Here is a 23324-nt window from a genome sequence, read left to right on the forward strand (position 1 = left end):
AGGCGTTACGCATGAATAGCGCCGTCGCCGCAAGCCAGTGCAGCTTCACGGACCGCTTCAGAGAAGGTCGGATGGGCGTGACAGGTCAGCGCCACATCCTGCGCAGAGGCGCCAAATTCCATCGCCACACAGATTTCATGGATCAGATCACCGGCGGAGGGGCCGATCAGGTGACACCCCAGAATCCGGTCGGTCTTTTTATCTACCAGAAGTTTTACAAAACCATCGCCCTGATGCACTGCCTTGGCGCGGCCGTTGCCCATGAAGGGGAATTTGCCGACCTTGTAGTCCACGCCTTCCTCTTTCAATTGCTCTTCGGTTTTACCGACAGAGGCCACTTCGGGGGTGGTGTAGATCACGCCGGGAATAACGCCGTAATTCACGTGGCCATGCTTGCCCGCAATCTGTTCCGCCACGGCCATGCCTTCGTCTTCCGCTTTATGGGCGAGCATCGGACCTTCGATCACGTCACCAATGGCGTATACACCGTCAATGTTTGTGCCCCAAGTGTCGTTGGTTTTGATCTGACCCCGTTCGGTCATCTCGCCGCCCAATTCGGTGAAGCCCAAGCCGTCGGTGAAGGGTTTGCGGCCGGTTGCGACCAGAACCACATCCGCATCAATCGTGACGGATTCACCTTTCTTGCGGGTTTCATAGGCCAGTTTGGCTTTGGTTTTGCTGGCTTCAACGCTTTGCACAGCGGCGCCGAGAACAAATTTCAGCCCCTGCTTTTTCAGCACCCGTTGCAGCGCCTTACCGGTTTCCTTGTCCATGCCTGGCGTAATGTGGTCGAGGTATTCGATCACGGTCACTTCAGTGCCAAGACGGGAGTAGACAGAGCCGAGCTCCAGCCCGATCACGCCGGCACCGATAACAGCCATGGTTTTGGGCACTTTAGGCAGTTCCAGCGCACCTGTAGAGGTCACGACGACTTTCTCGTCCACTTCAACACCTTTTAGTGCAGACGGTTCGGAGCCTGTGGCGATGACGATGTTTTTCGCCTTATGCACTTCGCCATCAACGGAAACCTCGCCCTTGCCGGTGATCTTGCCCCAGCCGCGCAGGTAGTCGATCTTGTTCTTCTTAAACAGGAATTCAACACCATTGGTGTTCTGAGCGATGGTCTCGTCTTTATAGGCCAGCATCTGTTTGAAATCCACAGAGGGGCTTTTGCCTTTCAGACCCATTTTGGCGAAATTATGCTCTGCCTCGTGCAGCATATGGGAGGCGTGCAGCAGGGCTTTGGACGGGATGCAGCCCACGTTCAGACAGGTGCCGCCAAGGGCGCCACGGCCTTCGACACAGGCGGTTTTCAGGCCGAGTTGCGCACAGCGGATCGCACAGACATAGCCGCCCGGGCCACCACCGATGATGATTACGTCATAGTCTGCCATGATAGGTCTCCTTTTAGGTGTCAGTCGCCCAATACGGCCAGTGTGCCGTCTGGGGTTTGATAGGTTGCGGTGATCGCGGGTGTTGCCGCGGGGATCACCTCAATTCGGTCGTCTACTAGGCCAAGGGCACGGTAGAGCGATGTCAGTTCGTCCGCCAGCGGGGTGCGGATTTCAAGCCGGTGCAGGGTCAGGCCCTGTGTATCCATGCTCTCGCTTACATGGGGGCCTTCGGGCCATTGCAACAGCACCGGAACCGCGCCTTGGGCGTTGAGTTTCCCATCGGGGCGCAGCGCAATGTGCCAGCGCAGATCGCCCCGTGACGCGGTCACGGAGTCGCCAAGGTCAAAACCGTGTTCGCGGTAGATCGCCATATCCCGTTCGATGTCATCGGTGCGCAGCAGATAGGTCTGGATACGCGGCCCCGCCTTCAGGGCTGCGCGGGTGGATGCGGCGTCCAGATCAAACAGGCGCGGGGTTTGTGGTTCATCCTGTTCGGGGTCAGGGGCGATGATCTCCAGATAACTGCCCCCGCCCGTAGCGGTCAGCGCGTTGTGGGTGCCGCGACCGGGATGGGCACCGCCGAACGGCACAGTCACGCCGCTTCGGGCTTTTACATAGTCAACGCCTTCGGACAGGGTGGCTGCCGCCAGCGCAATATGGTCGAGCGCAATCATACCAGTGCAGCCAGCAGCATGAAGAGGGTTGCAAGGAACCCGACGAACCAGATGATCGAACGACCGGGCGCGAGGCCATAGTAATAGGCCGGAACATAAAGGATACGGGCGCCTAGATAGACCCAAGCGCAAATCGCGGTAAAGCCGGTAGACTGCTCACCCAGAGTCACCACCACGACGGCGATGGTAAACAGGATCAGCCCTTCAAAATGGTTGTTAAAGGCGCGGAACAGGCGGCCCGGCTTTTCGGATAGCAATTCCTGCACCGGCTTGCCCAAACGGGAGGGGTCGCGTGGCGACATGGTCTTGCCCGGTCCCACGTCCAGATTGGCCGTAATCGACATCAGCGCGAATTGCACCACTTGCAGCAGGGCCGCATAGGTCAGGACTGTGATCTCTGTACTCATTAATTCTGGTCCGATCCGGTCCGGCAGAGTGCTGCACCTCCGACAGGAACACGGGGTGTGTGTCGGGGATGCAAATGGGGGGCGCTTGGGGTCATGTCAGGGTCAAAGCGCCGCGAGATAAAGATAGATGGTGGCAAGGAAACCGGCGGCCCAGACCAGCGTGCGCAGCCAAGGAATGCCGAACCAGTAAATCGGCGCATAGAGGATACGCGCAATCAAAAATATCTGAGCGGCCAGCAGGGTGCTGGCTGTGGTTGCGCCGGTTACGGCCAGAATCAGAACCGCAGGGGCGAACAGCGCCAGTGCAACGACTGAATTGTTCAGACTGCGTTCAACGCGCGCGCCCATGCCGGACAGTTCCCGCCCTTCGTCACGGGCGGTCGCCAGATAGGGCAGGCCCAGTTGCGCCGCACCAAATGACGCCTGCACAACAATCGTCAGAATGACAAGCAAGCCATAGAGGGCAAGTATGGATAATTCGGAGGTCATGGGTATTCTCCTTTGGCTGGTTTTGCGGTGGGCAAACCCCACCCTGCCTTTCACGGTAGGGCGGGGATCAGCCTATCGCAATCACAAATCCATAAGCAGGCGGCGGGGATCTTCCAGCGCTTCTTTGACCCGTACAAGGAAGGTCACAGCCCCTTTGCCATCCACGATGCGGTGATCATAGGACAGGGCCAGATACATCATCGGACGGATGACAACTTCACCGTTGATCGCCATCGGGCGGTCCTGAATCTTGTGCATCCCCAGAATACCCGATTGCGGCGGGTTCAGAATGGGCGAAGACATCAGCGAGCCGTACACACCGCCGTTGGAAATGGTAAAGCTGCCGCCCTGCATATCTGCCATAGACAGTTTGCCGTCGCGGGCCAGACCACCCAGACGGGCGATTTCCTTTTCGATCTCGGCAAAGGACAGGCTGTCCGCATCCTTGACCACCGGAACCACCAGACCTGTTGGCGTGCCTGTGGCGATACCCATGTTCACGTAGTTCTTGTAGACAATTTCGGTGCCGTCGATTTCGGCGTTCACCTCGGGGACTTCTTTCAGGGCGTGGTTACAGGCTTTGGTAAAGAAGGACATAAAGCCCAGTTTTACACCGTGTTTCTTCTGGAACAGCTCTTTGTATTCGCTGCGCAGGGCCATCACCTCTGTCATGTCCACCTCGTTGTAGGTGGTCAGCATGGCGGCGGTGTTCTGGCTGTCTTTCAGACGACGCGCGATGGTCTGACGCAGGCGGGTCATTTTCACCCGTTCCTCGCGTCCGGCCTGATCCGCCGCAACCGGAGCCGATGCCGCCGCCCGTGGTGGTGTAGCGGTTGCCGGTTTGGACGCCCCGCCAGAGGCTTCGGCCTTAAGCACGTCTTCTTTCATGATCCGTCCGTCACGGCCCGTGCCTGTGACCTGATCCGCTGTCAGACCTTTTTCTGCCATCAGTTTTTCAGCAGAAGGCGCGTTTTTCATGCCGTCGCTTGTCACCTGTGGCGAAGCGGTTGCAGCAACGGCCTGTGGTTCGGATTTGGCAGCGCCACCGGCGGCACCCGCTGAAATCAGCGCAAGCTTGCCGCCCGCTTCGACCGTCACACCGTCCCCGGCGTAGATCTTGCTCAGGATACCGGCGGCAGGGGCAGGAACCTCAACAGAGACCTTGTCAGTCTCCAACTCGCAGAGCATTTCATCCGCCGCCACTTCATCGCCTTCGGCTTTGAACCACGTGGCAACGGTGGCCTCGGAGACACTCTCGCCAAGGGCGGGAACCATCACGGGAACCTCTTCGCCGCCTTCAGCCGGTTTGGCTGTGTTGTCCGCAGGCTGAGCATCGTCTTTTGCGTCTGCGGGGGCATCTTTCTTGGCCGGAGCCTCGGTCGCTTCGCCGCCTTCGCTGATCACGGCCAGCAGCGCATCAACGCCAACGGTTTCGCCCTCTGCGGCAACGATTTCACCCAGCGTGCCCGCCACAGGAGAGGGAACTTCGACGGTGACTTTATCCGTTTCCAGTTCGCACAGCATTTCGTCCACGGCTACACTGTCGCCGGGTTGTTTGAACCATGTGGCGATGGTCGCTTCGGTTACGCTTTCGCCCAAAGTTGGTACTCTTACGTCGGCCATGGTTATTTATCCTCTAATGTCAGCGCCGCATTCACCAGCGCCTGTTGTTCTGCTTTATGTTGGCTTGCCAGTCCTGTTGCCGGCGACGCGGAGGCGTTGCGACCGACATAGGACGGGCGGGTGTTCTTATGTTCGATACGGGTCAGAACCCACTCGATATTCGGCTCCACAAAGGTCCAGGCCCCTTGGTTTTTGGGTTCTTCCTGACACCAGATGAATTCTGCATTTGGGAAGCGTTGCAGCTCTGTCACCATGGAATGGGCAGGGAAGGGGTAGAACTGTTCCAGACGCAGCAGGTAGATGTCATCAATGCCCCGCTTGTCCCGCTCTTCCAGCAGGTCGTAGTAAACCTTGCCGGAACACAGAACGACCCGTTTGATCTTGGCGTCATCTACCAGTGTCGTGTCCGAGTTGCCGTATTGCGCATCATCCCACAGCACACGGTGGAAGCTGGAGCCCTCGGCCATTTCCGCCAGTGTGGAGACTGCGAGTTTGTGGCGCAGCAGGGATTTCGGCGTCATCAGGATCAAGGGTTTGCGATACGTCCGGTGCATCTGGCGGCGCAGGATGTGGAAGTAGTTCGCAGGCGTTGTACAGTTCGCCACGATCCAGTTATCCCCGCCACACATGGTCAGAAAGCGTTCCAGACGGGCAGAGGAGTGCTCCGGTCCTTGGCCCTCATAGCCGTGGGGCAAGAGGCAAACCAGACCGGACATCCGCAGCCATTTGCTCTCGCCGGAGCTGATGAACTGGTCGAACATGATCTGCGCACCGTTGGCGAAATCCCCGAATTGCGCTTCCCAGAGGGTCAGGGCGTTCGGTTCGGCAAGGGTGTAGCCGTATTCATATCCCAGCACCGCATATTCCGACAGCATGGAGTCGATGACTTCGTATTTCGCCTGTTTGTCCGCGATGTGGTTCAGCGGCAGGTAGCGTTCTTCGGTTTTCTGGTCGATGATACCGGAATGCCGCTGGCTGAACGTGCCGCGGGTGGAATCCTGACCCGACAGACGCACCGGATAGCCTTCGCGCAGCAATGTGCCAAAGGCCAGCGCCTCGGCTGTGGCCCAGTCGATGTTCTTGCCAGTGGCAAACATCTCTTTCTTGGCTTCCAGCAGGCGGGACACCGTGCGGTGAACGTTAAAGCTGTCGGGCAGGGTGGTCAACGCCTCGCCCACATTGCGCAGGGACTCTTCGTCTACGGATGTGGCCCCGCGCTGGTAATCCTCGCCCCGCTTGTCCAGATGGGACCAGCGCCCGTCCAGCCAGTCGGCCTTATTGGGTTTGTAGGATTTGCCCGCCTCGAATTCCTCGTTCAGATAGGCCTGAAACGCGGCTTTCTGATCTTCGATTTCGCCTTCGGGGATCAGACCGTCCTTGACCAGCCGTTCGGTGTAAACCGCCAGAGTGGTCTTGTGCTTCTTGATCTGCGTGTACATTTCGGGGTTGGTGAACATGGGCTCGTCGCCCTCGTTGTGGCCGAAACGACGGTAGCAGATGATGTCGATCACCACGTCCTTGTGGAACTTCTGGCGGAATTCAATCGCAACTTTGGCGGCGTGGACCACTGCCTCGGGATCATCGCCGTTTACGTGGAAAATAGGCGCTTCAACCATCAGCGCAATATCGGTGCAATAGGGGCTGGACCGCGAGTTGTGGGGCGCTGTGGTGAAGCCGATCTGGTTGTTCACCACAACATGAATGGTGCCGCCGGTCTTATGGCCTTTCAGACCCGACAGACCGAAACATTCCGCAACCACACCTTGTCCGGCAAAGGCCGCATCGCCGTGCAACAGGATCGGCAGAACCTTGGTGCGCTCTGTATCGTTAAGCTGTTCCTGCTTGGCCCGTGCCTTGCCTAGAACCACAGGGTTCACCGCCTCAAGGTGAGAGGGGTTGGCGGTCAGGGACAGGTGCACCGAATTGCCATCAAACTCACGATCCGAAGACGCGCCGAGATGGTATTTCACATCGCCGGACCCATCCACGCTGTCGGGTTTGAAACTGCCGCCCTGAAACTCGTGAAAGATCGCGCGGAAGGGTTTTTGCATCACGTTGGACAAAACGTTCAACCGGCCGCGGTGGGGCATGCCGATGATGATGTCCTCAACGCCAAGTGCGCCGCCCCGTTTGATGATTTGTTCCATCGCAGGGATCAGGCTTTCGCCGCCGTCCAGCCCGAAACGTTTGGTGCCGGTGTATTTCACATGCAGGAATTTCTCAAAGCCCTCGGCTTCGACCATTTTTTGCAGGATCGCCTTGCGGCCTTCCTTGGTGAAATGGATTTCCTTGCCAAAACCCTCTATGCGTTCCTTTAGCCAGCTGGCCTGTTCTGCATCGGAAATATGCATGTATTGCAGCGCGAAAGTACCGCAATAAGTGCGTTTCACGATCTCCAGAATTTCGCGCATGGTGGCTGTTTCCAGACCCAAGACGTTATCTAGGAAAATCGGGCGGTCCATATCCGCCTCGCTAAAGCCGTAGTTTTCGGGGCGCAGTTCGGGCAGGTCTCCGGTCTTGCGCATGTTCAGCGGGTCAAGGTCAGCGGCCAGATGGCCGACGATCCGGTAGGCGCGGATCAGCATCAGGGCGCGCACGGAATCCAGCACTGCCTGACGGACCTGCGTTTCAGAAATAGCGACCCCTTTTTCCGCTGCTTTCTCGGTGATTTTCTTCTCGGCATTCGCGCTCGGGTCCGTGCCCCACTGACCGTCCAGCGCTGCTGTCAGTTCGTCATTGGGCTGGGGCGGCCAATCCGAACGGGCCCAACTGGGGCCAGCGGCTTCTGCCTGCACATCACCTGCCGGATCATCCAACGACCGGAAGAAATCGCCCCAAGCGGCATCAACCGCAGAGGGGTCTTTGGTAAACCGCGCATAAAGCTGTTCGATATATTCAGCATTATGTCCCTGCAAAAAACTCTCAGCATTAAACTGGTCGTTGGAAGGAAGTTCGGTCATGGTTTGTGGTCCTTTGCGGGATAGCTCAGGGAGGTTGAGATGATAGCAGAGGCCGGAACATTGGTTCGCAGGCCGGATTTCAAGGTTTTCTTGTCCATAAAGACAAGCTGGATGGTGCGGGTGTTGCCGAAGTCCGTTGCTCTGAGGGTTGGCACGCGGGCGAACCCTTTGCTGTAAGCTAGGGGCGCATGTTGATTTCGCAAGGGGGCGGTGGTGGCTTCGCTCAGCGCAAAGTCACAGGTGACATGGATTTCCATCAGCGAGGTTCTTAACCACGACAGCAACAGCAGTTCGGACTCCCGCCCGACCTTTCGGGTCAGAATGCGGGTCTTGGCGTTGGGCAGGTCTTTTTTGCGAAAATACCCCTGCGCGGCCTTGCGTTTCAGATCCAGCACATAAGATTGCGTCTGGCCACCGCTGTCGCCCGCGAAAAACTGCGGCATGCCGATCCAGGCGAGGGATTCGATCACAGGTGTGCTCGGGCGGGTGACACGGCTCCAGCCTTCCGCGCTCAGGCGGGCTTCAACATCGGTCAGGTCGCTTGTGGGGGTTATACAGGCTGCGGTGTCAAACGCATGGGCCGAAGCGGGCGCCAGCGCCACAAGGCACAGCGCACACAAGGCGCGACGGGCGCGCCTTGCAAGAGTAAAGCCGCCAGTCAGGAATGCGTGCGCAATCTCCGCGCAACCATCGCGGCGGCGGGGCATCAGCCGATAGCCTTGAGAACAGCTTCACCAAGTCCGGCAGGGCTGTCAGCTACAACGATGCCAGCGGATTTCATCGCTTCGATCTTGTCTTCCGCGCCACCGACGCCACCGGCAACAATCGCACCGGCGTGACCCATGCGACGACCCGGAGGCGCTGTGCGGCCTGCGATGAAACCGGCGCAAGGCTTGGAACGGCCCTTTTTGGCTTCGTCTTTCAGGAATTGTGCGGCTTCTTCTTCGGCAGAACCGCCGATTTCGCCCAGCATGATGATGGAATGGGTGTTATCATCTGCAAGGAACATTTCCAGACAGTCGATATGCTCGGTGCCTTTGATCGGATCACCACCGATGCCAATCGCCGTGGACTGACCCAGTCCAGCCGCAGATGTCTGGCCAACCGCTTCATATGTCAGCGTACCGGAGCGGGAAACGATGCCCACAGAACCCGGCTTGTGGATGTGACCCGGCATGATGCCGATCTTACATTCGCCCGGTGTGATAACACCCGGACAGTTCGGACCGATCAGCAGGGATTTGGAGCCTTCCAGCGCCCGTTTCACCTTCATCATGTCCAGTACCGGAATACCTTCGGTGATGCAGACGATCAGTTCCATTTCCGCATCAATCGCTTCCAGAATGGAATCCGCAGCAAAGGGCGGGGGCACGTAGATCACAGACGCATTGGCTTCGGTCTTGGCTTTGGCTTCATGGACAGAGTTGAACACCGGCAGGTTCAGGTGGGATTGCCCGCCTTTGCCCGGTGTCACACCGCCTACCATCTGTGTGCCATATTCAATCGCCTGCTCGGAGTGGAAAGTCCCCTGAGAGCCGGTGATGCCCTGGCATATAACTTTGGTGTTCTTGTTTACGAGTACGGCCATAGTGTTTGTTCCTTGGTAATTTGGGGTAGGGCGGGGTTCACCCCGCCGGAAAGCGCTGGCGGGGTGAACCCCGCCCTACATTAGCCTTTGACCTCTTTGACGATCTTCTGTGCAGCATCGCCCAGATCGTCGGCAGCAATCACGGCAAGGCCGCTCTCGTTGATGATCTTCTTGCCTTCTTCCACGTTTGTGCCTTCCAGACGCACAACCAGCGGCACCTGAAGACCGACTTCTTTCACAGCCGCAACAACGCCTTCTGCGATCACGTCACAGCGCATGATACCGCCGAAGATGTTGACCAGAATGCCTTTGACGTTTGGATCGGAGGTGATGATCTTGAAGGCTTCGGTCACTTTCTCAGTCGTCGCACCGCCGCCCACATCAAGGAAGTTGGCAGGCTCTGCACCGTAGAGTTTGATGATGTCCATAGTGGCCATCGCCAGACCGGCACCGTTCACCATACACCCGATTTCACCGTCCAGCGCGATGTAGTTCAGATCGAACTTCGATGCGGCGAGCTCTTTGGGGTCTTCTTCGGTTTCATCCCGCAATGCCAGAATATCCTTCTGACGGTACAGAGCGTTGCCATCAAAACCCATTTTGGCGTCGAGGCACTTCAGATCGCCCTTGTCGGTCACGATCAGCGGGTTGATTTCCAGCATTTCCATGTCCCGCTCGACAAACATCTTGTAAAGTTGCGAGATCAGTTGAACGCATTGTTTGACCTGTGCGCCTTCAAGACCCAGTGCAAAAGCCACGCGGCGGCCGTGGAATGCGGACAGGCCGGAGGCCGGATCAACCGAGAAAGTCACAATCTTTTCAGGGGTATTCGCGGCCACTTCTTCAATGTCCATACCGCCTTCGGTAGAGGCAACAAAGGAAACGCGGCTGGATACGCGATCGACCAGCAGAGCGAGGTACAGCTCTTTTTCGATGCCGGAACCGTCCTCGATATAGATGCGGTTGACCTGTTTGCCTTCGGGGCCTGTCTGATGGGTGACAAGCGTGCGGCCCAGCATCTTGCGGGCTTCCTCGGCGGCTTCTTCCACGGATTTGGTCAGGCGCACACCGCCTTTATCACCAGCGGATTCCTCTTTGAACGATCCTTTACCGCGTCCCCCTGCGTGGATCTGGGCCTTGACCACCCAAAGCGGGCCGTCCAGCTCTCCTGCGGCGGTCTTGGCATCCTCGGCGCGCAGAACCACGCGGCCGTCAGATACCGGAGCACCGTATTCTTTCAAAAGTTGCTTGGCTTGATATTCGTGAATGTTCATGCGAGCTGTCCCTTAGGCAAAGAATTCACCCGTTGGTCGCACATCCAGAACAGTGTTTGAAGGGAAAAAGGATAATTTTTCCGTTATCGGCGTAAATACGTCATTTTGTGATCACACGTCAAAATTATGTGATCACAAAGCGTAGGGGGCGTGGAGGCGCCCCTTGATTCGGGGGCCTTTGGTGCACGCGGAACGCCCTTGGAGGCTTTCTCCCCAAGGGCGGATATACGATTTCACGCCCGCTTGACGCCTCCGGTCTCAGGCAAGATCGTCAACCAGTTCCATCTTGGTCATGCCCATGACAACAACCTTGTTTCCGTTGTTGAAATCAAAGATCACGTCCCCGTCCACCTCATGGGCATATTTATCCATGAAGGCCGCGATGCTGGTGGGGTCGCCTTTTTTGTCCTCGTAAAGATTGTGGTCGAAGAACAGCGTGTCCACATCATCCTGAAAATCCGTGATGGTCAGGCGGTCGTTCAGATCGGTGTGGAAATAGAAATTGTCTTCGCCACCGCCACCGGCGACAGTGTCATTTCCCTTGCCGCTGTGGATGTCGTCCTTACCGGCACCGCCGAATATCAGATCACGGCCCTTGCTGGTCTGGATGTAGTCTGCACCGCCCCCGCCATAGACTGTCGCTCCGTTGGATTCATCCCAGATGTAATCATTGCCGCCGCCGCCATAATAAAGGTTCGTGCCGATGCCAAACCCTTCCATGTTGTCCTTGCCGCTACCGCCGTAAAGTTCGTTGTTGCCGTCCTCGACAGACATCCAGTCGGCGCCGCCGCCGCCAAACAGCATGTCGTCTCCGGCAAAACCGGCGATACTGTTGGCGCCGTTCGTGCCGGTCAGGTGATCGTGGTAATGGGTGCCGTGGAGGTTCTCGATCTTTTGGTAGCTGTCACCGGCCGCTGACCCTGCATTCGCACTGTCGTTTTTCAGGGATGCTGTCGCGCCGGTTTTGGACAGTTCGTATGAAACCGTGTCCTTGCCTTTCCCGCCGTAGTATTCATCCGCACCGGTGCCCCCGTAAAACACATCGGCACCGTTTTGTCCGAAGAGTTTGTCATCGCCGGACCCGCCCTTAAGCTGATCACCGCCGGCACCGCCGAACAGCCGGTCATCACCGTTCCGTCCGTCCAGAAAATCGCCCCGCTTGCCGCCCTTCAATACGTCGCGCCCGTCGTCGCCATAAAGATAATCCGACGCATTGCCGCCGAAGATTTTGTCGTTGCCCTTACCGCCATAAGCCTGCATCTCGTAGGCGCCGCCGAACAGTTCTGTTTCAAGGTAGATCTTGTCGCCGCCACCGCCACCAAAGGCGACACCATCGCCTTCCAGCAGGTAAAGCTTGTCGCGCCCGCCATCGCCGTAAAGCTCGCTTTGCTCTGGGCCACCAAACAGGGAATCCTTGCCGGCGCCGCCAAAGAGTTGATCTGTACCAAACGAGCTCGAATAGCCGGATGCGCCGCCGTAGAGATGGTCTCTCCCCTTGCCGCCATAAAGAAAATCCTGATCGTCGCCGCCAAATATCGTATCATTGCCGTCTTCACCATCGATCAGGTCCGAACCTCCAAGCGCTTTGACCGTGTCGTCGCCAGCGCCAAGCTGGTAGCTATCGTCACCTTCCGTCCCGGTAACGTCATCGTTTTCGCTGACGGACACATGATCTGTGAAGCGGGTGAAGCTGAAAGACTGGTTCGCAGCAAGATCGCCAGAAAGGATCGGGCCTTCTGCGGTCAGGCTGGACACGAAGCTGCGAAGCTCCTCGGAGGATTCAACCCTGACCGGATCACCCGCGATATTGATGAAAACGAACTCTGTCCGCGACAGGTGGATCAGCATGACATCAGTTACATTGCCGGCCCCCCATTCAAGTCGTCCAACGTCAATATCCTGAATACCTTCCACGCCATTGAAAACCGTACCGTCGATGACCACCTGCTGCGGCACCGTCAAAAGCTCGACCGGAGACAGCCCGCGCGGGTCGTCGTCAAAATGCGCATAGCTCAGGGTTTCGCCAATGTGATTGAACGTCATGGTGACGGTGCTGTTCTGGTTCACCAGTGTCAGCACATTCTTTTTGTCAGTTGCTCTAAATGCGCTAAAAGTATGTGTAGTCATAAATCCCTCCGAAATTCCGGCGTAAGTTAGCGGAGGTGCAGCAGTATTTCAAGATTTCGAGCGGCGTAAAACCGGGCATATAAGCGCCAGCTCCGGCGCAGGTGCAATTCCAGCGCCGGAGCTGACTTGTAATCAATTGAAATGGACCGGATGCTGCCTATTTGCGGCTGATGCGACCGTCCGTGTAAGGCTTGTAAGGTCCGTTCGCTGCGAGGTATTCCGCCAGAACATCCGCCACATCCGGTCCGAAATCATAGGCGTTCTGCGCATCAATGAACATCTTGTAGCCGTCACCGCCGCCCCGCACATAATTGTTTGAAACCACACCGTAGGTCGCCGCCGGATCAATCGGTTCAAACCCGTCACCCTTGGCCACCATTACCTCTGCAATCCGGCCTTCACCCGCAGGTTTGGACGGGTCCCAAGTGAACTTCAGCCCTGCCACCTGCGGGAAACGGCCCTTGATCTCTTCGACCTGACTAACCCCGTTTTCCAGCGCGTCGATGACGGTCTGACCGCTGACCTGAAAGGTGGACAGCGTGTTCTGGAAGGGCAGCACGCTTAGCACTTCGCCCATCGTCACCTCGCCCCCGTCGATCGAGGCCCGCAAACCGCCGGAGTTGGCAATGGCGATGTCTATGCCCTGATCTTTCACCCGGTCCAGCATGGCATCGGCCACCAGATTGCCCATGGCGCATTCTTCAATCCGGCAGACCTCGCGGTTGCCCTCAACGGGTTCGGCTGTTTCCGCAACCACCTTGTTGCGGATCTCATCCAAGGGAACGGCTGCTTCGGCAATCCGCGCCTTGGTGTCGGCGTCTTCGGCAATTTCGCCGTCAACAATGACAGGTTCGCCCTTGGCCAAGACAATCTCGCCCGCGTCGTCAAAGGTGACGTTCAACTCGCCCAGAAACTTGCCATAGGCGTAAGCCTGCACAATCGCGGTGTTGCCGACCATTGTGGGATAGGGGCCTTGGGCGCGCTCGTTGGTATTGCTCAGCAGTGTGTTGGTGTGACCGCCCACGATCACATCTACACCTGTAGTTTCAGCCGCAACCTTCTGATCCACCATATAACCGGAGTGGGACAGCACGATAATCTTGTTCACGCCCATTTCCGTCAGCCGGTCCACCTCGCCCTGAACTGCATCTACTGGATCGGTGAAGATGATATTCGGTCCCGGACTGGCGAGCTCATGGGTGTCGTGGGGCGTCAGACCGATCAGGCCCAGTTTTTCGCCGCCCCGTTCGATCACGGTGGATTTGGCCAGTTTGTCCTTTAGAAGATCCTCGCCAGAAACATCCGCGTTGGACATCAGAACCGGAAAATTGACCGCATCCATAAACCCGCGCAGCACTTCGGGGCCGTCGTCAAATTCGTGATTGCCCACGGTCATCCCGTCATAGCCGAGCTTGTTCATCATTTCGGCCGCCAGCTTGCCCTTATAATAGGTGTAAAACAGCGAACCCTGAAACTGGTCGCCGCCATCCACGAGAATCGCATTGTTGGACCGGGCGCGGGCCTCTTTGATGGCTGTCACCAGACGGGCCGAACCACCAAAACACTTGCCTGCGTCATTGTCCTCGGTCGAACAGCCGCTGTCGTATTTGCTGATCGGCTCGAACCGCGAGTGGAAATCATTCGTGTGCAGGATGGTCAGGGAATAATCCGCAGCCGCCGCAGAGGCGCTTAGCGCGAGGGCAGAAATAGTGGTCAGTAGTTTGGCAGACATGGAAAGGCTCCTAAAAGTCGAATGGGAGAGCGGGCGGCGCCTGTGCGAGAGGTGCTCCGTCGGTAAACATAGGGTTGAGTGTTCCGCCTCGTCTCTGTTCTGTCAAGGTTTCCCTAGGTGGAGGGGCGAATTCCGCCTTTTCACGCCGCGCTGCTTGGGGTAGCTACACTGCAGAGTATTTTAGACAGCAAAACGGAAAGCAGGCAGCCGTGCGGATAATGATTACCAATGATGACGGAATTTCCGCGCCCGGATTGATGGCGTTGCATGAAATTGCCAGCGCAATTGCGGGCAAGGACAACGTCTGGACCGTGGCACCGGCGTTTGAACAATCCGGTGTGGGTCATTGCATTTCTTACACCAAGCCGATGTTGCTGACCGAACTGGACCCGCGCCGCTTTGCGGTGGATGGCTCGCCCGCGGATTGCGTGCTGGCGGGGCTGTTCGAGGTTATGAAGGACAATCCGCCGGATCTGATCCTCTCCGGTGTGAACCGTGGCAACAACGCGGCGGAAAACACGCTTTATTCCGGCACGGTCGGGGCCGTGATCGAAGCCGCCATGCATCAGGTGAAATCCATTGCCCTGTCCCAGTATTTCGGACCGGACAACCGCGATCTTGATGATCCGTTTGCGGCTGCACGGGCCAGCGGAGAAGAGGTCGTGCGCCGTCTTTATGACGAAGCCCCGTGGCACGACGGCCCTTACGAGCTGTTCTATAACGTGAATTTCCCGCCCTGTTCGGCAGCGCAGGTGCAAGGCACCAAGGCGGTGACACAGGGCTGGCGTGCGGATACCGAATTTACCATCGACCCCCACACGATCAACAACCGCCGGTTCCTGTTCATTCAGGGCGGACCGCAGGACCAGCCGACCGAACCGGGCAGTGATGTCCATGCGAACCTGCAAAACTATGTCTCGGTGACACCCATGCGGGCCGATCTGACCGCGCATCAATCTATGGCACAGCTTCAAAAGGTCTTTGCCTGATGGTTAATGCGCAATCCATGATGCAATATATGTTCGCGTTGCGCGCAGCCGGCGTCACGGACAAGCGCATTCTGAACGCGATGGAGAAAGTCCCACGGCATCTGTTCGTGCAAGGTCACTTCCAACCCCGCGCCTATGAAGACATGGCCCTGCCAATTGCCAGCGGCCAGACAATCAGCCAGCCTTCGGTGGTGGGTAAAATGACCAAGGCGCTGGATGTGGGGCCACGGGACAAGGTGCTCGAGATCGGGACCGGATCGGGCTATCAGGCGGCGATCCTGTCCCATCTGGCACGGCGGGTTTACACCATAGAGCGGCATCGCGGTCTGGCGCGAAGTGCGCAGCGGGTGCTCGACGAATTGCGGCTGGCGAATGTGATTGTGATGACGGGAGACGGATCTCTTGGGCTGGAGGATCAGGCGCCCTTTGACCGTATCCTTCTGACGGCCGCCGCAGAAGACCCGCCTGCAAATCTCTTGGCGCAATTGCGTGTCGGGGGTATTATGGTATTACCCGTTGGGCAAACGGATGCGGTGCAACATTTGATCAAGGTGGAAAAGCTGGAAAACGGCTTTGAATACACAGAGTTAGAGGCGGTACGTTTTGTGCCGCTGGTAGAGGGGATCTCTCCGGATCCCTAAGAAAATAGCCTGAAACTGGGCAAACGATTGAGGTGAGCGGTATGACGAAGGGTATGACAGGACTTCGCAAGAGTGCAATTCTACTGACAGGCGGCGCAATTTTGCTGATGGGGTGTGACACCAGTCCGGGCAGTCTGACCGACAGGCTTGACCGCAGGCCGAACACGAATAACGCCGTTGTCGAGTCCGCCCCGAGGCCCAAACCCGACAGTCGCGGACTGATCACCTATCCCCATTATCAGGTCATTGTCGCCAACCGGGGTGACACCATGAACGATGTGGCCAGCCGTATCGGTATGACCGGCGTTGAACTGGCCCGTTACAACGGACTCGACCCGAATTACATGCCCCGCTCTGGTGAGGTTCTGGCCCTGCCCAAAGGCGTTGTTATTCCGGTCGGCTCGACATCTGTTGCTGCGGGTACCTCTGCTGGCACGGCTGCTGGCACCAATAACATCGAAGCGATTGCCTCTACGGCGATCGGGCGGGCGGGCAACCAGCAAACGGCTGCGGTGCAACAAGGCCCCGAACCGATCCGCCATGTGGTGGAACAGGGCGAAACCGCTTATTCTATTGCGCGGCTGTATCGTGTGTCCGTGACCTCTCTGGCAAGCTGGAATGGTCTGGGCAAGGATCTTGCGGTGCGCACCGGCCAGCGACTGCTGATTCCCGTGGTTGAAGACGGCACACCGGCCCGCCAGACACAGCAAGTTGCGGCGGTGGAACCGGCACCGGGGCAGGGCTCCATCACGCCGATCCCGCCAAGCGCTGTTGAACCTTTGCCCGAACCCGTGGAAGAGGCGGTTGTGCCCGACAGCCCGAACCTCGCAGCCGAACGCACCCCTGCTGGCGCGTCCCGCAAGCTGCTCAAGCCGGTGTCCGGCGAGGTTCTGCGCGGCTATTCCAACAAACCCGGCGGGAATGAAGGGCTGGATATTGCAGCCGACAAAGGCACCACAGTGAAAGCCGCCGAAAACGGCGAAGTCGCACTCGTGTCCTCGGCGGGCGGCAATTCCAAGATCGTCCTCGTGCGCCACCCAGACAATCTGTATACCGTCTATTCCAATCTGTCTGACGTGTCCGTCAGCAAGGGTCAGAATGTGAGCCGCGGACAATCACTTGGCAAAGTTGCGGGCGGTTCGCCCGGTTTCGTGCACTTTGAAATCCGGCGCGGCACCGAGAGTGTGGACCCCACACCTTACCTTTAATCCGCTTCACCTTGGCTGTGTAAGGCTTTGTAATCCAATAAAAAACCCCGCCAGTCCGGCGGGGTTTTGTGTTTTCGGACAGCCCAAGCGGGTTTGGCGTCAGGCCATAACCCCGTCGGCTGTGATCATGGTTTTACCACCCAACCACGGATGCAGCGCCTCTGGCAGTTTGACAGACCCGTCTTCCTGCTGGCCGTTTTCCAGCACCGCAATCAGACAGCGCCCAACCGCCAGTCCGGAACCGTTCAGCGTGTGCACAAACTCCGGTTTTTTCTCGCCAGTGCGTTTGAAGCGGGCGTTCATGCGGCGGGCTTGGAAATCTCCGCAGACCGAGCAGGAACTGATCTCGCGGTAGGTGTCCTGACCGGGCAGCCAAACTTCGATGTCGTGGGTCTTGCGCGCGCCAAAACCCATATCGCCGGTGCACAGGATCACCGTTCGATACGGCAGTTCCAGACGTTCCAGAATACCCTCGGCGCATTTTGTCATCCGGTCCAGTTCGGACAGGCTGTCCTCGGGGCGGGTGACGCTGACCATTTCGACCTTTTCAAACTGGTGCTGGCGCAACATGCCCGAGGTATCCCGTCCCGCCGACCCTGCTTCGGACCGGAAACACAGGGAATGGGCGGTGTAGCGGCGGGGCAGGGAAGCCTCGTCCATCATCTCGCCAGCGGCAAGGTTGGTCAGTGTAACCTCTGACGTGGGGATCAGCCACCAGCCGTTCGTGGTCTGATAGCTGTCCTCGGCAAATTTCGGCAACTGGCCGGTGCCCATCATCGCCTCGTCGCGCACCAGAACAGGGGTGTTGACCTCGGTCAGTCCATTGTCGCTGGTATGGGTGTCGATCATGAACTGGGCCAGCGCACGGTGTACGCGCGCCACGGCACCCGACATCACAACAAAGCGCGAACCGGACAGTTTCGCCGCCGCCTCAAAGTCCATGCCACCTTGCACAGCGGCCAGTTCGAAGTGCTCTTTCGCCTTAAAATCGAAGGATTTCGGCGTGCCCCACTTGCGCAGTTCCACGTTGTCGGACTCATCCGCGCCAAGGGGCACGTCGTCATGGGGCAGGTTGGGGATTGTGGCCAGAAGGCCCTGCAAACGCTGGTCCTCGGCTTTGGCTTCCTCTTCCAGAGTGGCAATTTCTGCCTTTTTATCCGCCACCAGCGCACGCAAGCGTTCAAACTCTGCCTCGTCGCCCTTGGCCTTGGCCGCGCCCACCTGTTTGCTGGCCGCATTGCGATCCGCCAAAGCGGTTTCCGCCGCCGTTATCTTGGCACGGCGGGATTCATCAATGGCGAGGATTTGGGATGACATCGGCGCCAATCCACGTTTCGCCAGTGCGGCATCAAACCCTTCGGGGTTGTCACGGATCAGTCGAATATCATGCATCGTCCTTAAGCCTTTCAAAGTAACGGAGTCGGTGATGATGGCGGGATATAGGAAACCGGCGCCAAGGTTAAGAGGGTTTGTTCAACAGGGGCTTTGGCCTGTTGCGGGCGTGATGCGGCGGCACCTGTCCGGTTTCGCCAGTGCATTAACCATGTGTTAACCGCTTTGGGTCAAGCTGGGGTCATGGGTAAGTTTTGGATCATATTCGGATTTTGTGTGGCTTTTGCGGGCTGTGATACGCCATTGGTCGGATTTGACTATGAGCAGAGCAATCGGCTCAACGTGGGGGAAAACCGCTTTCTGGTTTATTACAACGATGCAGAGGCGCAGGCCCTGCGGTTGAACAACCAGTCCCTGAAGGGGTTGAAACAGGCGGTGTCCGACGGGGTCACGGCGATTGAAATCGTGACGGGATGTGAGGTGAAAGCAGTGCTTCCGAAATCCGACACGGTCCTGACCCGCGCCAGTTTGAAATGTTAAGTCGACGTATTGTAAGGAATAAAACTGTGTTCAAAGGTATTAAACTCTCCTGTCTGGCCCTGATTTTGGGGGCCTGTGTCGGGCGGGATCTGGAAATCACCGCCAAATTCGATCCGCGTGAGGCGGCTTTTGTCAAACAGGGGGGATCGGCGCATCTTTCGGGGCAGGCGTTTATGCGCCAGAACGGAGGCGGCGTTGTGACCTGTGCGGGCGAAGAGGTAAATCTGTTTCCCGCGACCCGCTACGCGACAGAGCGGTTTGCCAAGATCTACGGCGATGTGTCGGGCGGGCGGATCAATGTGTTTCAGGGGGTGACGCAAAAAGGCGTACCACCGGAATATTTACAGTATCGCCGCATTGCGATGTGCGATGCGGAGGGGGATTTTGAGTTTAACGGCGTGGCGGCAGGGACGTATTACGTGCAGTCACGGGTGCTTTGGACCGTGCCTAACAGCTATTTCCCTGAGGGCGGTTCGGTGGCCAAACGGGTGACGGTGCGTCCGGGCCAGAAACTGCGGGTGCTGTTAAACTGACAAAGTTTCGGGGCGGGTGGCTCAGGTCATCCCCGCCTGTTTCTTTACATTGCGCCACAGGCTGAAAAAGGCTTCGGACGGCAGCACCTTATCCGTCCATGTCTCAGAACGGGGTGTCAGGATATTGACCGGAAGAACGGTAGAGCCATCGCCCACCGTTTCAGCCAGTTGCTGTTCGTCGAGATGTTTTGCATCGGTGAAATCGGTGCTTTTCACCGCCGCAAAGCTAAGTTCGGTGGCCGAGAAATTCGCGTTCTGGAACTTCGCCAGCGACAATTGCGAACCGTGTAGCACAGCCCAGTCGAGCCACGCATTGGACAGGGTCGCGCCGGACAGCCATGCCTCGGTTAGATTGGCCTTGAACAGATCAGCCCCGATGAGCGAGGCATTCTTAAGCCGCGCCCCCCGCAGATTGGCTACACACAGGCTGGCCCCGTTGAGGCTGGCGTCATCCATTATGGCATTGGCCAGATGGGCATTGGTCAGGTCGATCCGGTCCAGATGCACCCCCCGCAGGTCAAGCACGTATTTTTCAGATTCTTCCAGCGCAATGGCATCCTCAGAACGGCGACCCAGAATGGTAGCGGCCGCCTGAATATCCGCGCGCGGCACCGCATAGGTCAGACAGGCGGTCCTGTCGCTGTCTTCCAGATCGGTCCGCTTGATCTTGAGCCGGCGGGCGGCGTCGATTTCATTCTGGCGGGTAGCGGCGGCGTCAATATAGGGCGCATTGGCGTTTTCGCGGATATAGGCGCAGATGGTCTCGGTGATGGGGATATGGTCGCGCGGGCTGTCCTTGCCGATCCGCTCCAGCAGGTACAGCGCCCCCATGCGCACCTCAAGGTTGGGCTCGGATTGTTGTTTGTTGTCCCGCCAGACAACCCGTTCCGCCCCCAGTTTTTCCACCGCTTGGGAAATCCGGTCGGTCAGATAGCTTTCTTCATTCGCGCGGGTGCGCCGCTCGGCGTGAAAGGCGTTCATGATCAACAGCGGCATGGACAACAGCCCCACCAAAGAGGCGATCATCCCGACAATCGCCAGCACGTGCCAGCGCATGGATTCAACGCCGATAGCCTCGCCAAAGGAAATCGCCAGCATCCAGATTGAGAAAAACACCAGAAATATGAGAGAAATCCAGATCGGAGACACCAGAATCGACATCCAGCCTATCACCCGCAGCAGCGGTTTTTCGGTGCGGCGAAAGAAATTCAGCCGCCGCCGCCAGACGCGCCACATCTTGTAACGCAGGATCAGGATCAACAGCAGAACACCGGCGGCCAGAGCCCAGGGCACCATCTCTGGCGACAGAGAGGTGGGAATCGTAATTGCCGGTAGATCGAGCACCAGCCCCCGTTCTGTTGTTTCCATAGACTGTCCCCCCGACAGATGCGCAAAGCATTTTGGATAATTCTTACAGTAGTATAGCGACCAGAGTGCGCCGGATTTCTTGTGTTATCAACTTATTTGACGCAAAGTTTCTGTCGGGCAAGGGGGCAATTTCATTCATCGTTTCCGTTTGGGAAACGAAACACGCAGGCCGCGATGATTTTGCCCGATAAGGGAAAACCGACCGCAGCGGAGCGGTCACAAAACCGTGGCATCTGGCAGTTTGCGGGCAGATTGCGCGATTCGATCTGTTTTCTCGCTGCATTAGCTCTTGTCAGCGGCCTTGCTATCCCCCATCTGAAGTTCTAGGTTCCACGCGGAAATTCGGTGGCTGAACGGCTGCCCGCTACAAAGGATAAAAATATGTTTGCAAGTCCTGCTTATGCACAGGCAGCCGGTGGTGGTTTGGGTGGAATCGGGGGCTTTGTGCCGCTGATTCTGATCTTTGGCATCATGTATTTTCTGATGATCCGTCCCCAGCAAAAGAAGCTGAAGGAACACCGCGCTATGGTCGAAGCCCTGCGCAAAGGGGATCAGGTTGTCACCGCCGGCGGTCTGATCGGCAAAGTGACCAAGGTTAAGGAAGACAATGAAGTCGAAGTCGAACTGGCCACAGGCGTTAAGGTTCGTGTGGTCCAATCCACCATCCAGACCGTTCTGAGCAAGACAGAGCCGACAACGTAAACACGCCAGAATGCGCATCGGTCTCCGGTGCGCATTTTCGGCTATAATAACAAGAACAAGGGCAGAGCATGCTTCAATTCCCCCTTTGGAAAAAGATAGTGATCTGGGGCATTTGCGCCCTTGGAATTCTTATGGCCAGTCCCAACCTGCAATATACGCAGGTGGAACAATACAATGATGCTACCGCCGCGCTGGAAGCGGGGGCGGAGGAAACGCCGGAACTGGCGGCAATGGCCGCACAATGGCCGTCCTTCCTGCCATCGTCTCTGGTGAACCTTGGACTTGACCTGCGGGGCGGGGCGCATTTGCTGGCAGAGGTCCAACTGGGAGAGGTTTACGCCGCCCGAATGGATGATCTGTGGCCGTCTGTGCGCGATGCGCTGCGCGGCAAACGCAGCGAGATCGGCACCATCCGCCGCGTGGACAGCCCCGAAGACGAGCTGCACGTGCGCATTTCCAAACCCGAAGCCATTGATGCAGCGGTCGCAGCCGTTCGCGCTTTGGCCCAACCCGTGGTTTCGCTGACAAGTGCGGGACAGACCGACATCGAAGTCAGCTCCAACGGGGCAGATGTCATCGTGCGTCTGTCCGAGGCCGAGAAACTGGCCACCGACCAGCGCACGCTGGAGCAAACCCTCGAAATTATCCGCCGCCGTGTGGATGAGGCCGGCACACGAGAGCCGACAATCCAGCGGCAGGGCACGGATCGTGTTCTGATCCAGGTGCCTGGCATCGGTTCGGCAGAAGAACTCAAGGACCTGATCGGTACCACCGCGAAACTGACGTTTCACGCGGTTGTCGGGCGCACGTCAGATCAGAACGCCCGCGTCCAGTCCCGCCAGATCATGCTGCCTTCCGAAGACGAGCCGGGGATTTTTTACATCCTCGAAAAAACCCCTGTCATCAGCGGCGAACAACTGGTGGATGCGCAAGCGGCCTTTGACCAGAACAATCAGGCGGCTGTCAGCTTTCGGTTGAACCCCTCGGGGGGACGGATTTTTGGGGAATACACCGCCAATAACATCGGCACGCCTTTTGCGATTGTGCTGGATGGGGGCGTCGTGTCCGCACCAACAATCCGCAGCCATATTCCGGGCGGTTCCGGCATCATCACCGGCAGATTCAGTGTGGAAGAAACCGCTAAACTGGCGATCCAGTTGCGGGCGGGGGCCTTGCCTGCGAAAGTGACCTATCTGGAAGAACGGACCATCGGGCCGGAACTGGGGCAGGACAGCATTGATGCGGGGCGTATCGCCTGTATCGTTGCCTTTGCCGCTGTGCTGATCTTCATGGGGCTCAGCTATGGCACCTTCGGCCTGTTTGCCAATGTGGCGCTGATTATCAACGTTGCCCTGATCTTTGGACTGCTCAGCGCGATTGGCGCAACATTGACCCTGCCCGGTATTGCGGGGATCGTGCTGACCATCGGGATGGCGGTGGACGCCAACGTGCTGGTGTTTGAGCGTATCCGCGAAGAGTTGAAATCTGCCAAAGGCCCGGCCCGCGCGATCGAGCTTGGCTACGAGCGGGCGTTCTCGGCCATTGTGGATGCGAATATCACCACTCTGATCGCCGCAGTCATCCTGTTCGTCATGGGGTCCGGTCCGGTGCGCGGCTTTGCGATTACCCTTGGCTTTGGCATCGTGACCTCGGTCTTTACGGCAATCTGGGTAACGCGACTGCTGATTTCCACATGGATGCAATATCGTCGTCCAAAGACAATCGAAGTTTGAAGGAGCAAGA

Annotated in this window: 20 protein-coding genes; 7 read left to right on the forward strand and 13 right to left on the reverse strand. The window is 57.8% G+C overall.

Annotated elements, in window-relative coordinates:
- Window positions 1-5: 5 nt before the first annotated feature.
- From lpdA to BFV97_RS07795, 11 genes are all read right to left on the reverse strand, one after another.
- Window positions 6-1394 (reverse strand): dihydrolipoyl dehydrogenase, encoded by a 1389-nt coding sequence (gene lpdA, locus BFV97_RS07745; protein WP_069299763.1) that lies wholly within the window; start codon window positions 1392-1394, stop codon window positions 6-8.
- A gap of 20 nt (window positions 1395-1414) precedes the next feature.
- Window positions 1415-2068, reverse strand: a complete 654-nt coding sequence (locus tag BFV97_RS07750; protein ID WP_069299764.1) for a VOC family protein — start codon at window positions 2066-2068, stop codon at window positions 1415-1417.
- A complete protein-coding gene (locus BFV97_RS07755; protein WP_069299765.1) occupies window positions 2065-2475 on the reverse strand; it encodes an MAPEG family protein in 411 nt (136 codons plus the stop codon). Before BFV97_RS07755 ends, BFV97_RS07750 begins: the two co-directional genes overlap by 4 nt.
- A gap of 102 nt (window positions 2476-2577) precedes the next feature.
- On the reverse strand, window positions 2578-2964 hold the full coding sequence (locus tag BFV97_RS07760; protein ID WP_069299766.1) for an MAPEG family protein: 387 nt from the start codon (window positions 2962-2964) through the stop codon (window positions 2578-2580).
- Between the two features lie 81 nt (window positions 2965-3045).
- Window positions 3046-4587, reverse strand: coding sequence for a 2-oxoglutarate dehydrogenase complex dihydrolipoyllysine-residue succinyltransferase (gene odhB, locus BFV97_RS07765; RefSeq protein WP_069299767.1), 1542 nt, complete (start codon window positions 4585-4587; stop codon window positions 3046-3048).
- Window positions 4588-4589: 2 nt separating this feature from the next.
- Window positions 4590-7547, reverse strand: coding sequence for a 2-oxoglutarate dehydrogenase E1 component (locus tag BFV97_RS07770; RefSeq protein WP_069299768.1), 2958 nt, complete (start codon window positions 7545-7547; stop codon window positions 4590-4592).
- Complete coding sequence (locus BFV97_RS07775; RefSeq protein ID WP_069299769.1) at window positions 7544-8254, reverse strand: hypothetical protein; 711 nt, start codon at window positions 8252-8254, stop codon at window positions 7544-7546. Before BFV97_RS07775 ends, BFV97_RS07770 begins: the two co-directional genes overlap by 4 nt.
- Complete coding sequence (gene sucD / locus BFV97_RS07780) at window positions 8254-9135, reverse strand: succinate--CoA ligase subunit alpha (RefSeq protein ID WP_069299770.1); 882 nt, start codon at window positions 9133-9135, stop codon at window positions 8254-8256. Before sucD ends, BFV97_RS07775 begins: the two co-directional genes overlap by 1 nt.
- 80 nt (window positions 9136-9215) lie before the next feature.
- Complete coding sequence (gene sucC / locus BFV97_RS07785) at window positions 9216-10409, reverse strand: ADP-forming succinate--CoA ligase subunit beta (protein ID WP_069299771.1); 1194 nt, start codon at window positions 10407-10409, stop codon at window positions 9216-9218.
- A gap of 258 nt (window positions 10410-10667) precedes the next feature.
- Window positions 10668-12536 carry a calcium-binding protein gene (locus tag BFV97_RS07790; RefSeq protein WP_108721654.1) on the reverse strand — a complete coding sequence of 623 codons (1869 nt, stop codon included), beginning with the start codon at window positions 12534-12536 and terminating at the stop codon, window positions 10668-10670.
- A gap of 157 nt (window positions 12537-12693) precedes the next feature.
- Window positions 12694-14268, reverse strand: coding sequence for a bifunctional metallophosphatase/5'-nucleotidase (locus BFV97_RS07795; RefSeq protein WP_069299773.1), 1575 nt, complete (start codon window positions 14266-14268; stop codon window positions 12694-12696).
- 209 nt (window positions 14269-14477) lie between these two features.
- On the opposite strand from BFV97_RS07795, the gene surE reads away from it, so the two are divergent.
- Genes surE through BFV97_RS07810 form a run of 3 tightly spaced genes read left to right on the forward strand, consistent with a single transcriptional unit; the run spans window position 14478 to window position 17106 of the window.
- A complete protein-coding gene (gene surE / locus BFV97_RS07800; protein WP_069299774.1) occupies window positions 14478-15257 on the forward strand; it encodes a 5'/3'-nucleotidase SurE in 780 nt (259 codons plus the stop codon).
- Window positions 15257-15898 (forward strand): protein-L-isoaspartate(D-aspartate) O-methyltransferase, encoded by a 642-nt coding sequence (locus BFV97_RS07805; RefSeq protein WP_069299775.1) that lies wholly within the window; start codon window positions 15257-15259, stop codon window positions 15896-15898. The genes surE and BFV97_RS07805 overlap by 1 nt, the downstream gene beginning before the upstream one ends.
- A 41-nt stretch (window positions 15899-15939) precedes the next feature.
- The gene (locus BFV97_RS07810; RefSeq protein WP_083225555.1) at window positions 15940-17106 is read left to right on the forward strand and encodes a peptidoglycan DD-metalloendopeptidase family protein; all 1167 of its coding nucleotides are present in this window, start codon (window positions 15940-15942) and stop codon (window positions 17104-17106) included.
- A gap of 99 nt (window positions 17107-17205) precedes the next feature.
- Here the strand turns inward: BFV97_RS07810 and serS are convergent, their stop codons facing one another.
- The gene (gene serS / locus BFV97_RS07815) at window positions 17206-18498 is read right to left on the reverse strand and encodes a serine--tRNA ligase (protein WP_069299776.1); all 1293 of its coding nucleotides are present in this window, start codon (window positions 18496-18498) and stop codon (window positions 17206-17208) included.
- 183 nt (window positions 18499-18681) lie between these two features.
- Here serS and BFV97_RS07820 point away from each other — a divergent pair, with 183 nt between their 5' ends.
- Together BFV97_RS07820 and BFV97_RS07825 are read left to right on the forward strand one after the other, a co-directional pair.
- On the forward strand, window positions 18682-18978 hold the full coding sequence (locus BFV97_RS07820; RefSeq protein WP_069299777.1) for a hypothetical protein: 297 nt from the start codon (window positions 18682-18684) through the stop codon (window positions 18976-18978).
- Between the two features lie 26 nt (window positions 18979-19004).
- The gene (locus tag BFV97_RS07825; protein WP_069299778.1) at window positions 19005-19511 is read left to right on the forward strand and encodes a hypothetical protein; all 507 of its coding nucleotides are present in this window, start codon (window positions 19005-19007) and stop codon (window positions 19509-19511) included.
- A gap of 21 nt (window positions 19512-19532) precedes the next feature.
- Here BFV97_RS07825 and BFV97_RS07830 read toward each other — a convergent pair whose 3' ends face one another.
- A complete protein-coding gene (locus BFV97_RS07830) occupies window positions 19533-20879 on the reverse strand; it encodes a pentapeptide repeat-containing protein (protein ID WP_069299779.1) in 1347 nt (448 codons plus the stop codon).
- 381 nt (window positions 20880-21260) lie between these two features.
- Between BFV97_RS07830 and yajC the strand changes: the two genes are divergently transcribed.
- Together yajC and secD are read left to right on the forward strand one after the other, a co-directional pair.
- Window positions 21261-21581: a preprotein translocase subunit YajC gene (yajC, locus tag BFV97_RS07835; protein ID WP_069299780.1), complete on the forward strand. Its 321-nt coding sequence runs from the start codon at window positions 21261-21263 to the stop codon at window positions 21579-21581.
- Window positions 21582-21649: 68 nt separating this feature from the next.
- Window positions 21650-23314 carry a protein translocase subunit SecD gene (gene secD / locus BFV97_RS07840; RefSeq protein ID WP_069299781.1) on the forward strand — a complete coding sequence of 555 codons (1665 nt, stop codon included), beginning with the start codon at window positions 21650-21652 and terminating at the stop codon, window positions 23312-23314.
- Window positions 23315-23324 lie beyond the last annotated feature (10 nt).

The sequence above is a fragment of the Neptunicoccus sediminis genome (assembly GCF_001719615.1).
GTDB lineage: Bacteria > Pseudomonadota > Alphaproteobacteria > Rhodobacterales > Rhodobacteraceae > Amylibacter > Amylibacter sediminis.